Annotated in this window: 9 protein-coding genes and 1 tRNA gene; 1 reads left to right on the top strand and 9 read right to left on the bottom strand. The window is 65.7% G+C overall.

The window, feature by feature from the left end:
- Positions 1-5 precede the first annotated feature (5 nt).
- From AVO45_RS18485 to AVO45_RS18515, 7 genes are all read right to left on the bottom strand, one after another.
- Entirely contained in the window at positions 6-1,328 is a 1,323-nt protein-coding gene (locus AVO45_RS18485; RefSeq protein ID WP_068349985.1) for a radical SAM/SPASM domain-containing protein, read from the bottom strand.
- Entirely contained in the window at positions 1,325-3,088 is a 1,764-nt protein-coding gene (locus AVO45_RS18490; protein ID WP_068349986.1) for a ferritin-like domain-containing protein, read from the bottom strand. The genes AVO45_RS18485 and AVO45_RS18490 overlap by 4 nt, the downstream gene beginning before the upstream one ends.
- A complete protein-coding gene (locus AVO45_RS18495) occupies positions 3,081-4,781 on the bottom strand; it encodes a hypothetical protein (protein WP_068349987.1) in 1,701 nt (566 codons plus the stop codon). The genes AVO45_RS18490 and AVO45_RS18495 overlap by 8 nt, the downstream gene beginning before the upstream one ends.
- Before the next feature lie 45 nt (positions 4,782-4,826).
- Positions 4,827-6,392, bottom strand: coding sequence for an FAD-binding oxidoreductase (locus AVO45_RS18500; RefSeq protein WP_068349988.1), 1,566 nt, complete (start codon positions 6,390-6,392; stop codon positions 4,827-4,829).
- 130 nt (positions 6,393-6,522) lie between these two features.
- A complete protein-coding gene (locus AVO45_RS18505) occupies positions 6,523-9,843 on the bottom strand; it encodes an adenylate/guanylate cyclase domain-containing protein (protein ID WP_068349989.1) in 3,321 nt (1,106 codons plus the stop codon).
- Positions 9,844-10,049: 206 nt separating this feature from the next.
- Positions 10,050-10,520, bottom strand: coding sequence for a hypothetical protein (locus tag AVO45_RS18510; protein ID WP_068349990.1), 471 nt, complete (start codon positions 10,518-10,520; stop codon positions 10,050-10,052).
- Between the two features lie 197 nt (positions 10,521-10,717).
- A tRNA-Trp gene (locus tag AVO45_RS18515) sits at positions 10,718-10,793 on the bottom strand.
- Between the two features lie 145 nt (positions 10,794-10,938).
- Between AVO45_RS18515 and AVO45_RS18520 the strand changes: the two genes are divergently transcribed.
- Positions 10,939-11,643 (top strand): lysophospholipid acyltransferase family protein, encoded by a 705-nt coding sequence (locus AVO45_RS18520; RefSeq protein WP_068349992.1) that lies wholly within the window; start codon positions 10,939-10,941, stop codon positions 11,641-11,643.
- Between the two features lie 19 nt (positions 11,644-11,662).
- On the opposite strand, the gene AVO45_RS18525 is transcribed toward AVO45_RS18520, so the two are convergent.
- Together AVO45_RS18525 and AVO45_RS19540 are read right to left on the bottom strand one after the other, a co-directional pair.
- On the bottom strand, positions 11,663-13,543 hold the full coding sequence (locus AVO45_RS18525) for an FAD-dependent monooxygenase (RefSeq protein ID WP_068349994.1): 1,881 nt from the start codon (positions 13,541-13,543) through the stop codon (positions 11,663-11,665).
- A 223-nt stretch (positions 13,544-13,766) separates the two neighbouring features.
- The coding region (locus tag AVO45_RS19540; RefSeq protein ID WP_476707463.1) for an EF-Tu C-terminal domain-related protein at positions 13,767-13,893 on the bottom strand (127 nt) is incomplete at its 5' end.

The raw sequence follows: 13,893 nt of genomic DNA on the forward strand, positions 1-13,893 counted from the left end.
CGTCTTCAGGCCCGCCGTGCGGTCTGGGGTGGCGGCTGGCCCTCGCCGAAGAAATCGGGCCGCGCCTCCATCAGGCGGACATAGGCCTGCAGGCAGTAATGCAGCCACCCCCGGATGTAGTCGCAGGCCGGGCGGCCGCGATGGATCACCTCGTGATGGCAGCCCCCGCCGCAGAGATACCTCGCCCAGCAGCTGTTGCAGGGCTTTTGCCGGTGAACGTGCCGGCCGGCCAGCCAGCCGTCGCGGCGGGCGTCGGGACCGTCGCTGACATCGCCCATCGCGCCGGACTCGTCCTCGACGAAGCGATGGCAGGCAAAGAGGCCGCCATCGGCCGACACGCCGAAATAGCCCGCACCCGCGCCGCAGGGATAGGGCCGGTGGGTGCCGCGGTGGATCTCGTGCATGGCCGCAGCCATGTTCGAGAACGGATAGCGCCGCCCCGCGATCACCGCCGCCTCGAAGGCCAGGCCGCAGAGGATCATCCGGGCAAGCATCTCTTCCAGCCCGCTCCGGTCCAGTTCCTGCTGCCCATTCGGAGAGGCGAGCATCGGCGAGAAGCCCACCGAGTGGAACCCCATACCCACGAAGCGATCCAGCGTTTCGGGCAGGTCCATGTTCTGCGGCGTCACGGTCACGCGGGCGCCGACCTGCATCCTGCGCTGCGCGATCAGCAGGGGTTTGATCCGCTCGAGGATCGCATCGAAACTGCCGCGCCCGTTGCGATAGGGGCGCAGGCGGTCGTGATCCGCGCCGATCCCGTCAAGGCTGATGGTGACGGCAAAGCCGTGCTCTTCGAAGAACTCCGCATCCTCGGGGCGCAGCAGGGTGCCGTTGGTGGTGATCGAGAAACCGGCGCGCAGATCATTGGCCCGCGCCTGCCGCGTGGCGTATTCGGTGGCGCGGTGGATCAGGTCGCGGTTGATCAGCGGCTCTCCGCCCAGAAAGGCGAGGTTGATCCTGTCGCCCGGCTCGGCCTCGTCGATCAGCCGGTCGACCGAGGCTTTCGCCACCTGCCACGGCATGTTGCGGGCCGGGCCGCCGAACTCGCCGCCCGAGGCGTAGCAGTAGGTGCAGGCGAGGTTGCATTTCTGCGCCACCGCCAGCGACAGGGAGCGGACCGGCATATCCTGCGGCGGCACGTCGTCGATGAAGGGTGCGCCGGTGACGCCCAGCGAGGCCAGGAATGCGGCCCGTTCGTCCTGCCCCCAGGCGGCATAGGCCTGACCCGTGCCAGGCGGCACGTCGAATACGCGCGAGCCGTCTACTGCCAGCATGTGCTGGCCATGCTGGGTTTCGAAGAAATGCGCGTCGCCAGACGTGCCGGTCATGTCTCGACTTCCCGCCAGAATGGAATGCCGATGCCTTTGGCTGCCAGTTCGTCGCCCTTGAGCCGCAGATTCTGCATCGCGGCGCGGACCTGCGTGATATGCGCCTGCGCCTGCGTGAACTTGTCCTGCGCCTCGAGCGCATAGGCCTTGCCCAGCCCGTCAGTGACCGCATGGAACAGCGCCAGGGCCTCTTTCGCCTGCGCCTGGGTGCCGAGTTTGACCGGGCGCAGATAGGCGGGCGTGCCCTGCCCGGTGTCGTATTTGGCCAGCACCTCCTTCATCTGGCGGAAGCGCAGGAAATGCTCGTCGCCATCCGAGTCGATCCGCACCGCCAGCGCATAGAGGCGGCGCGAGAACAGGGTCTTGTTTTCCAGCGTCGCCACGCATTTCGCATAGGCGCGGTCGATGAAACCGCCGGGACGCTCGATCTCGATGAAATCGGTCAAGGCCTCGTCCGTCAGAGGCCGCAGCGAGCGGGGATAGACCTTGCCGTGGCCGGGGCCAAAGCGCAGGATCTCGGCCGGGGTCAGGACCGGCTTGTAGGCGTCGCCCTGCAACTCCCACAGCAGTTGGTTCGCCCAGCGCATATGGGTCATCTCTCCGATCGCGACCTCGAGCAGCGCGCGGCGGGCAAAGATCAGGTCGTCTTTCAGCGTCGGCCAGCGGGCCGCGTCGACCGTTTCCGGGTCGGCCAGCGAGAAATAGGCGTAAAGATATTGCAGGCTGAGCGTCATCTCCATCGGCGCCAGACGCTTTTTCAGATCCTCGACCATCGCGCCGGTGTCGGCATAAGGCTCGACATCCGGCAGTTCGGGGTCGGCGTGATAGACCTCGCCCGTTTCGCGGCCTTCGACGACGATGGGCAGGTCGCTCCACATCTGGTTGACCTGGTAGTGGTCGATCTGGAACGGGCGGTTCTGCTCGACCGTGTTCAGCGCCGCGACATTGCCCGAGGGGCCACGATCGGCGCGCAGCCAGTCGAGATAGGTTTCGGCCACCACCGGCTTGTAGGATTGCCCGGTGGGCAGGGCCTGGTCCGGCGGCACCTCGGGCATCACCACGTCGGGGTGGTTCGACGGCCAGTAGTGGCAGCCGCAGTCGCGGAAATCGTGGGACCACGGGTTGCACAGGCTCTGGGTCAGTTCGCCGGGATCGTAGGCGTCGTCGAACACGCCCGCCTCGGTGCGATACTGGCGGCGATAGCCGCGCAGCACCACCGGTTCGGCATCGACGATCCCCTGGTGATCGCGGCGCACCAGCGCCACCGTCACCGGGTTGTCGCGCCCCGGCTCCAGGCTGCGGATGAAGCGCCAGACCAGCATCCCGTCATAGGGCGTGCCGTCGGTCTCGTGAAACCTGATCCGCCGTCCGCCCTGCTCGACCCAGTCGAGGAACCACCGCCCCTGGCTGAGTTTCGCGCCCACGTCGCCGCGATAGGCGGCCAGCAGGGTCTGGACCCAGTCCTCGGGGCTGTCGTCGGGCAGCATCGGGTCATACATGTAATCGACAAAGACGAGGTGGAAGCCCTGCGTGTTCTTCGGCGCCTCGGGCACCGGGCTGAGCGGCACGCGCACGGCGTTGAACACCAGCCCCGGAAAGAAGCGGCGGTCGAGGTCGCGCACGTCCATCTCGAGCCCCGGAAAGCAGTTGCCGACCGAGCCATCCAGCCGGGTGTTGTCGGGGTTGCCCGGCACCTTGTAGGCCGCGCGGGCGGTCAGGTTGCGGGGGGTGATGCGGATTTTCGGGGAAGAGTCAGACATCCTGCGGCCCTCCTGCGGCTGGCGCTGATTGCGGTTGCGGCGGATGCGCCACCAGGTAGTCGATGAAGGACATCACCAGGTGATACTGCCGCCGCGACAGCGACAGCGGGAAATAGTTGGAATCGCGCATGTAGGGCGGCATCCGGGCGTCATGCATCATGTCGCGCACGATGCGCGGGTCGCGGAAGGCCGGATTCGGGGGCTGGTCCGGGTTCGGGTCGGGCTCCATCTGCGACAGGATGCCGAAGGGCGGCCGCATCAGCCGTTTGACGAAATCCGGCCTGCGGCGCAGGAAATCCAGCAGGTTTTCCTCGTCGATCAGCTGCTCGTGCACGAATTTCACCGCGACCGTGTAGGGCAGCCGGTCGTTGGGCACCGAGTTCGAGAACACCGACACCGGCTGCGGGCGGATCAGGTCGGGGATCTTGTCGGGCTTGACCGCGTCCTTTTCGGTCATCGACGCGGCGTCGGTCGAGGGCAGGCCCGGCGTCGGCGCGATTTTCGTCTGCGCCTGCAGCGAGGCGTTGTCCTTGAGCCCCTGCGCGCGAATGTCGTCGAGGTTGATCAGGCTGTTGGTCTCGAAGGCGCGGCGAAAGATGTCGACCACCTCGGCCTTGGCGTCCAGGTAGTTGTCGTCGGTCACCGAGACCAGCGACAGGTCGCGGTCGGCCAGATCGTCCTCGAGGCTGTAGAAGGGGCGGCAGTCGGGGGCGAAATCGGGCGGGCCGGTAAAAATCCGCGCCCGCGCGATCAGGCGTTCGCCTCCGACCGAGAGGGTGGCCTCGATGACGCCGTCGCTGGTGTCGTCCACCACGCCCCAGGACTGGTCATTGCCGACCCGCGCGCCGTCATAGCTGTCATGCGGTTCCGGGTCGTCATGGATGCCGGTCATCATGATCCATTTCGACCAGGGCGTATCCGGGTTCAGGATCCGGTTCTGCGGCGGCACGATTTCGTGGATGCGGCCATATTCCGACTTGGGCGGGTCGTTCTTGTAGCCCGGAACGGCCAGCGTCGCGGGGCCGAAGGCCGTGTCCGGCGGGCCATAGACCTCGCCCGCGGGCGGGGTGAAGCGCAGTCGCAGGGTGCTGGGATCTGCCAGCGGCTTGGCCTCGTCGCTGTCGGGGCGAACGGGGCGGACCGCGCGCACGGTGCCCAGCGGGATCGGGTTGTGTTCATAGACCAGAGGCTGCTGCTGCGAGGTGTGCGGGCTGAAGGCCAGCAGCGCCTTGCGGCTGAAATCATCGCCGGCGAACTCGGTCCGCGCCCGGAACCCGCAGGCGGCATCGCCGGTGCGCCGGGCGGCCTTCTGGTTGCCGACGGTGACGTCATAGCGGATGTGCCTGAGCGAAAGGCCCTGTTCCTCGAGCAGGTCCAGCGTGACCGGCGTTTCATACTCTTCGCCGGTCCTGGCATCGTGCATCCGCGCCCAGAGCTCGAAAAACGGCGCGACCGGGCGCAGCGCCCCGGTTCCTTCATCGCGAAAGCGGATCTTTTTGGGGTCCGGCAGATAGGCCGACACGCTGCCGTCCTCGTTCTCGCGCAGGGTCACGTTCGAGCGGATGACGGTCTTGTTGTTGCCATGCGCGTCCAGATCCTGCTGCCATTCATAGCTTTCCAGCGGCGTCTTGCCCGGCCCCAGCCGGGCGACCGCCATCGGCGGCAGAAAGAAAATCTCGCGGATTGTGTCCATGGTCTGGCCTCCCCCCTCGCGGCCAGGCCCCGTGCGGGGCCGAAGTCACGGGGTCGAATAGCTCTCGTAGGTGATCTTGGGATCAGAGAAGAACGGTTTCGACTTGTCGCGGATGATGTCCGGCGGCGCATCCTCGGGCACGGACGAGATGCTCTGCTGGTAGTGAAAGAAGTTCTCGGGATCGAATTTCCGTTTCACGAACAGAAGCGAGTTGAAATTGTCGCCCCAGTAGAGCCAGCGATAGTTCACCTGGCTGCGGCGCGGGTAATTCTGGTAGCAGCGGTCGATGAAGAAGCCCTCTTCGGTCATCAGCTTCATGAACCCGTCGAGCCAGGGCACGACGATCTGCTTTTCCTCTTCGGACAGCCAGAACACGTCGACATAGAAGTTCATATGGACGTCGCGGTGGATGAAGGCGTTGCCCTCCTTGCCGACCGGGTAGCGGTTGATCGCGCCGCCATAGGGCTCGATCGCCACCGCGCCATAGGCGTTGGGCGTGGAATCGAGATAATCCACCACGCGCTGCCATTCGGCCTCGTTCAGCTGGCGGGCGATGTAGCCGCCCTGCTTGTCCTCGCGCGCCTGGTCGGGAACGACGGGGATGTCGTATTTCTCGTCATAGAGCCACGAGTTGATCTGCTGGTAGGTGCCGGTCTTGTGGTTCTCCAGCTCGCCGCCGACCGGGTCGTCGAGCAGCGGCTTGATGAGTTTGCGCCCCTCGGCCTCGGGGCCGTGGTAGAGGCCCGAGACCAGCAGCACCTTTTCCTCGCCCTGATAGGCGAGGAAGATATAGGCGCCGAACTTGTCGGACTTGCCGTCCTTCATGTAGTTGGCCTGCAGGTATTCCAGCGCCTTGGCGGCCTTGTTCAGCGGCCACTGGATGTGGAAGCCCCAGACCTCGTAGAGGTCGTGCAGGCGGTAGCGGATTTCCAGCAGCACGCCGAAATTGTTGCCCGTCCCGCCGCGGATCGCCCAGAACAGGTCGGGGTTGGTGGTCGCGTCCGCCACGACGATGCTGCCATCCCAGAGCATCATGGTGACGCCCAGAACATTGTCGCAGTTCATGCCGAACATGCGCGAGGTAAAGCCATAGCCGCCGCCCATCATGAACCCCGCGACGCAGACATCCTGACAGGCGCCGCCGGGCACATGCAGGTGATACGCGTTCAGCACCGAATTGAGCACCTTGAAGGGCGTGCCCGGCCCCACATAGGCCATCGGCGCGTCAGGGTTCGGGTCGACGACGACATGGCAGAGCTTGCTGGTGTCCAGCACCATCGCGTTGTTGACCGAATACCCGGCGGTGCTGTGCCGGCCCGAGCGGGACACCACCCACAGCTTGTGCTTGCGCGCAAAGGCGAGGCTGGCGCGCACGTCCTCGATGGTTTCGCAATAGACGATGATCTCGGGGTAGTCCTGGAACGCCGGGTTCCAGAGCTGGCGGTCGGTGTTGTAGTTCGGGTCGGTCGGCAGCACGACCGAGCCCACCAGCCCCTTTTCGAAGGCGCGGATCTCGTCGGGGTCGATCGGGTGATAGCGTTGCAGGACGAGGTCTGTCCGGCTGTGGGCGACGCGTTCCTTGGCCAGAATGGTCTTGCTGATCTTGCGCATGGTGCAATCCTCAAAATCAAATGCTCCCGAGGCCCGGCGGCCGCACCTGCCGCGCCTCGGTCAAAGGTATTCCTGATTATTGATTGCTCGCCCCTCAGTTGCCCAAGCTGGCAGCAAAAGGGCTTGTCGGTCAAGAAGTTGTTTCGAAAAGCGCCCGCGCCTCGGCCGCGTCGGTCAGGTCCGACGCCCCCCGGACCCGCTCCAGCATCGGACGCAGCAACTCGTCAACCGATTCGCCCCGCGCCTTGCGGTGCCGGGCCAGCGCCACCGTGGCGCGCAGTTCGAACAGCGCCGCCTGGCTTTCCCGGGCCTGTGCGATGGCTTCGAGCATGATCGGCTCGGGGTCGCGACCCTGCTGCTCGGCCAGCATCGCCTGGACACGCAGTTGTTCGGCACATGCCCAGCCTTCCTCGGTCGCTTCGGCAAAGTGGTCGGCCTCATCCAGAACGGTCTTCGCGGCGTGTATGCCACCGGCCGCGAGCAGCGCCTCGGCGATGAGCGTCTTGAAGAACGGCTTGTAATTGCCCGCGCCGCTGGACCACCAGCTTTCGGCGGCCTCGCGCAGCGCCGCGATACGGGTGGCATCGGGCGCGCGTGTCGCTTCGGCCCAGCAGCGCCAGAACCGCGCCGTCATGGACATGAAGGCAAAGGAATGTTCCTCGGAGACCCGCTCCAGCCGCGCCACGGCCTGAAGCGCCGCGTCCACGTCGCGCACCAGCATGAGCACCATGCAGTGATAGGTCAGCACCTGCGCCACGCTATGCGCGTGCTTGAGCCGCTCGGCCCCGTCGAGCGCCTTGAGCTGCACCTGTATGGCCCGTTCGGGATCGCCCATCAGGCACAGGCACTTGCCCAGAAACGCCGCGGTGATCGCCGCGTGGTCGGTGCCATAGACATAGGCCAGGCGGCCGTGCTCGTCGAAATCGTAAAGCTCAAGCGCCTGTTCGAGATGCTCGCGGGCCTGCATCAGGTCGCCGATATGCAGCAGCACCGCGCCCATCGCGCGGTGCCCGACCATGCGATGCTCGGTCCGGCCGCTCTGGTCGGCCAGCGTGAGGATCTGTGCCGCGACCTCATGCGCCAGGGGGTATTCGGCCCGCACGAGGTGAAAGGCGTAGAGGCCGTTCAGCACCGGGAAAAGGCGCTCGGTCCCGCCGATCCGGCCGCAAAGCTGGCGCAGGCGGGAATAGGCCTCGCCGGTGGCGTCGCCGGCAATCCCGACGGTCGAGCGCAGGACACCGGCGCGCAGCAATTGGATGTCGATTTCGCGCCGGTCGCGTTCCTCGCTTTGCGGCAGCCCGGCCAGCATGTCGAGCGCCGTGGTCAGATGGGTGACCGCTTCGGTCGTGGCCGAGCGTTCGACGGCCAGACGCCCGGCGCTCTGCCAGTGGCGCACGGCCTGTTCCGCGTTGTTGGCCATGGTGTAGTGATGGGCCAGAATCTCGGGCTGGGTCTGTTCCAGTTGCGGCTGGGATTCCAGCAGCGCCTCGGCCGCGCGGTCATGCAGCACCTGCCGCTCGGTCTTGAGCATGCTGTCATAGGCCATGTCGCGGATCAGGGCATGGCGGAACATGAACTCGTCCCCGTCCGCCGCGCCCTGCAAGATGATCCCGGCCGAGGCCAGTTGCGCCAGCCCCGCCTCGAGCGTCGCCGGCGCCAGCAGGGACACCGAGGTCAGCAGCGACAGGGTGAACTGGCGGCCGAACACCGCGCCGGTCTGGGCCACCTCCTTGGCGGTGCCGAGCCTGTCGAGACGTTCCATCAGAGAGTCCTGCAGCGTGCTGGGCACCGAGAGCGCCGGCAGCGGCCCCTTCAGCGCGTAGCCCTCGGCGGTCTCGCGCAGCTGACCGGATTCCAGCAGGCCGCGCGTCACCTCCTGCACGTAAAGCGGGATGCCGTCGGTCTTGGAGGCGATCAACTCGCAGACCTCGGCCGGCACCGTCTTGCCGTGCGCGACCTCGGCCACGATCTCGGCCACGTGGCGATTGGTCAGCCGGGTCAGCGGCAGATGCAGCGCGTTGTGGCGCGGCCCCCAGCCGGGATCGAAGCCGGGCCGATAGGTCATCACCACGAGAACCCGCGACTCGACGATCTGGTCGATCACGCGGTCCATCAGCGACAGGGTCGTCGGATCGACCCAATGGGCGTCCTCAAACAGGATCAGGACCGGCTTTTGCCGCGCCATCGAGGCCAGTTGCGCGGACAGGGCCGACAGCGTCTTTTCCAGACGTTGCTGGGGCGTCAAGTCGAGCGGGGCAAAGCGATCCTCGGTCGGGATGTGCAGCAGATCCGCGATCAAGTGAAGACCGTCATCGGGCTGGCCGCGCATCAGACGCGCGAGTTTTTCCAGCCTTTCGGCATCGCTGTCGGACGGCGCGAACCCTGCCGCCAGTTCCAGGTGCTGTATCACGGGATAGAGCGCACTGCTGGAATGGTAGGGCGAGCACTGGAAACTGAGCCGCAGGTGCGCCTGCCCCTGCAGGTCGCGGCTCAGCCCCTCGATTAGGCGGGATTTGCCGATCCCCGCCTCGCCCGAGATCATCACCGCCTGCCCGGCCCCCTGCTGCGCCTCGTGCCACTTGTCGCGCAGCTTGCGGAACTCGGTCCACCGGCCGACAAGGCGGCTCTCGCCTGCCTCGGGCCGGGTCTGGAAGCGCCGTTCGATCCGGGCCAGACCGGTCACGGTCCAGACCTGCACCTTTTCGGAAAACCCCTTGAGCGAGAACCATCCCTTGTCCTCGAGCTCGAACGCATTGCCGATCAGCCGCCGGGTCGACGGGCTGATGACCAGCGTATCGGGATCGGCCAGCGACTGCAGCCGCGCGGCGAGGTTCGGTGTCTCGCCCATCACCACGTCATGTTCCTTGAGGCCCGCGCCGTGGATGGTGCCGACGACCACCAGACCGGTCGAAATGCCGATCCGGGCGCGCAGGGGCTGATCCCCCTCGATCCGGCCCAGACCGTCGAGAATGTCGAGCCCGGCGTGAATCGCCCGCGTCGCCGCGTCCTCCTGCGCGTGGGGGTAGCCGAAATAGATCATCGCCCCGTCGCCCATGAAGCTCGCGACATGGCCGCCGAAGCGCCCGACCGAAGTCGTGCAGGTTTCCTTGAAGCGGCGGATCAACTCGCCCAGGTCTTCGGGGTCGAGCCGTTCGGACAATGTGGTCGAGCCGACGAGGTCCACGAACATCACCGTCAACTGGCGGCGCTCGGCCTCGATCTTGCCCGATCGCGGCGCAGGCGCCGGGCCGCCATGTGGCATGAGGGGGATGTTGTCCAGCGTCTCCCGCGCGGCGAGGATCCGTCGCCGCGGCCCCAGCGGCAGCCCCATCTCCTTGAGGTCGTCTTCGGTCAGGTGCGGGACGTCGGGCATCTCGACCTCGTGCGTCTCGAAAACCGGCAGGTATTTCGCCAGCCCGAGCTCGTCCAGAAATGCCCCGATATCCGCCATGTGTTACCCGTGCCACCATCGCAGGCCGCGACTTGTTTCCTGTCGTAGCCCCTTGCCGGATGATACAGCCAGTTGCCCTCGTGCACACGAGTCACCCGGCCAGACCCGACGTCCCCCCGATCCGTTTCGCATTCATTTATCCGCAAGCATCAGTGTTTTCCCTTCAGCCGCCGCGGTCAAGCACTGAGATCGGAATGCAAGGCCGGTCAATGGCCCCAGCGGTAATGCAGCCGGTAGGAGCTGCGCTGCCGGTAAGGCCGTCTCAACTGGCTGAGACTGGGGTAGAAGCCGTAGTTGTAGCGGGGATACCGATCCAGGCGCGGCCGGTAATGAGGCTGACTGCCGTAGAAATAGTGGCGCTTGCTGCGCTGGTAGGAGTAGCGCTTCTTCTGACGGTAGCCCGGCTGCTGATAGCCATATGGCACGGCCGATCGCCCGTCGTGTTTTCGCGCCTGTTTGCGAGCCACGTGGACCGTTGGCGGGAAGTGATGCCGGTGGACACGCGGCTGGCTTTCACCGTGGAAGCGGCTGACGGAAATCCCCAATGTTATGATCTTGGCGGTTTCCCCGAAGGTGTGGGTTTTCGCCTGCGCATCGGCTGTGGCCGGGGCCGACGCCAGTTGCAAGCCGAAGGCCAAGACGGCGCCGATCAGTGCAGGACGCTTGAGTTGAGACATGGCAGCCCCCTTTCGATCAGTCCGAAGGGATACCGGAATGATGCGCCAATCGGTTGCCAAATGCCAATGAACTCGCTTCACGGATGGGGGAGAGAGCGGAATCAATTGACGCCAGACACGCGGGTCAGACCTTGCGCCATGCGCAAACATGTCGCCGAAGCGGCCTAGGGTAAGACTTTGAAACCGCTTGATTTGGATGGCAGGGGCAGCAGGGCTCGAACCCGCGACCTACGGTTTTGGAGACCGTCGCTCTACCAACTGAGCTATACCCCTACGGTGTGCCACCAGATATGCCAGCCAGCAGGCGGACTCAAGAGGCTTTTTTCAGTTTTCCAAAGGCCCGTGGGCTGGACAAACCAGTTGCGCCATCCGCAGGGTCCGGTATGACAAGGCCCGGCCCAGCAGGAGGACGCCGCCCGTGAGCTTGCGCAAGAAGATCGCCGACAGCGAAGCCGTGCTGAACTGGTTCGCGCGCCGCATCGCGACCTATATCCGCATGGTCCATCGCAATACCAAGTGGCAGCGCATCGGATACGAGGAACTCGACCGCCTCGCCGAACAGGGCGAACCGGTGATCGTCGTGCTGTGGCATCAGCGGCTGGCGCAATCGCCGTATTTCTTTCCGCTGGACAAGGGGCGCATCTGCTCGATCACCTCTTCGGCGCGGGCCGGCAGCATGGTGGGGCGCGTGCAGAAGCTGTTCGGCATGGACACGATCGCCATGTCCAGCCACAAGCGCCACGTCGCCCTGTCGCGCGAGGTGCTGGGCAAGATGAAGGAGGGCATCTCGATTGGCATCGCCGCCGATGGCCCGCGCGGCCCCGAACGCGTCTGCTCGACCGTGCCGCTGATCTGGGCGCGGACCTCGGGCAAGCGGGTGTTCGGCATCACCTTTTCCACCCGCTACGGGCGCGAGGCCGGAACATGGGACCGGCTGCTGCTGCCGCGCCCGTGGAAGAACGAGGGCGTGTTCCTGTGCCGCGAATGGACGGAAACGGTGCCGCGCAAGGCCAGCGAAGAGCAGATCGAGGCCCTGCGCCAGAGCCTCGAGCAGCACATGAACGACATCACCGCCGAGGCGGACCGGATGGTCGGGCGCGAGCCCTGGACGCCCAAGGCGTGACCTTGTCGCGGCCGGGCTGTCAGGCCGTGCTGGGCAGAAGAAAGCCCCGGAAGAAATCCGCAAGAGATCCGAAGTCCGTCAGCGGCAATATCCCCGCCACGAACTGATCCGGCCGGACGATGACCAGCGCGCCCCGGCGCCGGTCGATCCGGCGCAGCTCGAAGATGTCGGGCCCGGTCTTCAGATCCGGGCAGAAGACCTTTTCATAGTCGGTCAGACCGAAACGGCCCTTTGCGGGTTTCAACAGGCGCGGCATATCCTCGACCGCCATGTCGCGGTGGCCGGCCTGAAAGACCGCGCGCAGGTCGACGACGGAATCGATGTCATGGCCGGCGGGCGTATGGCGACGGATTGGGCTGTCGGAATCGCCTTCGAGATATTCACACAGTTTCGCGACATCGCCGCCCGGCCGGCCCATATCGCCGGCAGCGGCAAAGGCGATCAGGCGCCAGCGCCCGTCCGCTTTGAGGACGTGTCCCAGTTCCAGCCGCCGGGCATCCGCCAGACGGATCACCGGCGCCGAATGGAACCTCATGCCGATCGTCAGCCCCTTGGCCAGATCCTGATGCTCGGGGCCACGGGTGATGATCGACGGGTCATACCGCGTCTCGACCCCGGCCGTGTAGCGCAGATGCTTTTGAAAGAACTGCTGGAAACGCTCGGCATCTTCGCCGGTCTTGTCCTTGGAGCTGAAGAGTTTCGCCATGTCCCGGTCGAACTCGATCAGTTCCACCGCCTTCGAACGGCGCTCGTCGGAATAGGTGTGCAGCAGATCCGGCGTCGCCTGCCCGCGCAGGACCGAGGCCAGCTTCCAGCCGAGGTTGAACGTGTCCGCCATCGAGACGTTCATGCCCTGCCCCGCCTTGGGGCTGTGGGTGTGGCAGGCATCCCCGGCGATGAAAATGCGCGGGGTGCGCCCTTGCCTGCCCTCGGTTCCCAGATCGTCGAAAGAGTCGCAAACCCTCTGGCCGATCTCGTAGGCCGAACACCATGCGACCTGCCTGACCTCCAGACTGTAGGGGGACAGGATCGACCGGACCCGGTCGATCAGCATGTCCGGGGTGACGTTCCGGTCGGCGGCGCGTTCGTCGCCCCGCAGCTCGTCCAGTTCCACATACAGGCGGATCATCGCGCCGCCTTCGCGCGGAATGATCAAAAGGCTGCCCTTGTCGAGCGACTGGATCGCGCATTTCAGGCGGATATCGGGGAAATCCGTCACCGCGAGCACGTCCATCACCCCCCAGAGCTGCCGCGCGGATTCGCCCTCCAGCCGATACCCCAGCAGGTCGCGCACGGTGCTGCGTGCACCGTCGCAGCCCACCACATATCTGGCCGCAACGGTTTCGGATGTTCCGTCGGGGCCGGTCAGGGTTGCCGCGACAGGATAGTCTGGATCGTCCGTTCGCCTCAGTTCCGCAAGTTCCAGACAGTAGTCCGGGGCAAGGCGGCGGGGGGAATTCCTCATGGTTTCGAGGTAAAAGTCGTGAACGCGGGCCTGGCTGAGAATTGTGTGCGGCATTTCGGAAAGGCCGTCCTCGACATCCTGGATGCGGTCGCTTCGCACCAGGCCGCGCCCGTCGGCGTCCGGCCGCCAGAACGCAGTTTCGTTGACCCAGTAGGCCTCTTTCGCCACCTTCTCGGCAAATCCGAAAGCCTCGAACATCTCCATCGAGCGGCAGGCGATTCCGTCGGCCTGGCCGATTTCCAGTGGCCCGGATTTGCGGTCGATGATACGGGTTCGGATGTCGGAAAATGCCGCCAGTTGCGCGGCCAGCGTCAAGCCCGCGGGGCCGCATCCGACAATCAGCACATCGACGGAGGAGCGGTCAGCCTGCCTGTCCGCGCGCGCGGGAAGCACGTGGGGGTCACCGGGCCGGAAGCCGTCAAAATGAAACTGCATGGCGGGGTCCTGTCGCGTCACCTGTCGCGGCGCAGTCTAACACCACCGCCCGGTCAGGCCAGCATATCAGCGTGGGCATCCCGACAGGCAAGTCCGATTGAGTTTCCCGGAAAAAAAGGCCGTCCCGGTTCGGGACGGCCTTCTTTGGTTTTCTCACCGTGTTGCTCTCGGCTGATTTTCCCTTGGAAAATCGCCTGCCGCAACCGGGCGCGACGAGCGCGCCTTACTCGATGATTTTCGAGACGACGCCGGCGCCGACGGTGCGGCCGCCTTCGCGGATGGCGAAACGCAGGCCGTCTTCCATCGCGATCGGGGCGATCAGCTCGACGGTGAAGCCGACGTTGTCGCCC

Origin of the sequence: Ruegeria marisrubri (genome assembly GCF_001507595.1) — a bacterium.
Lineage (GTDB): Bacteria > Pseudomonadota > Alphaproteobacteria > Rhodobacterales > Rhodobacteraceae > Ruegeria > Ruegeria marisrubri.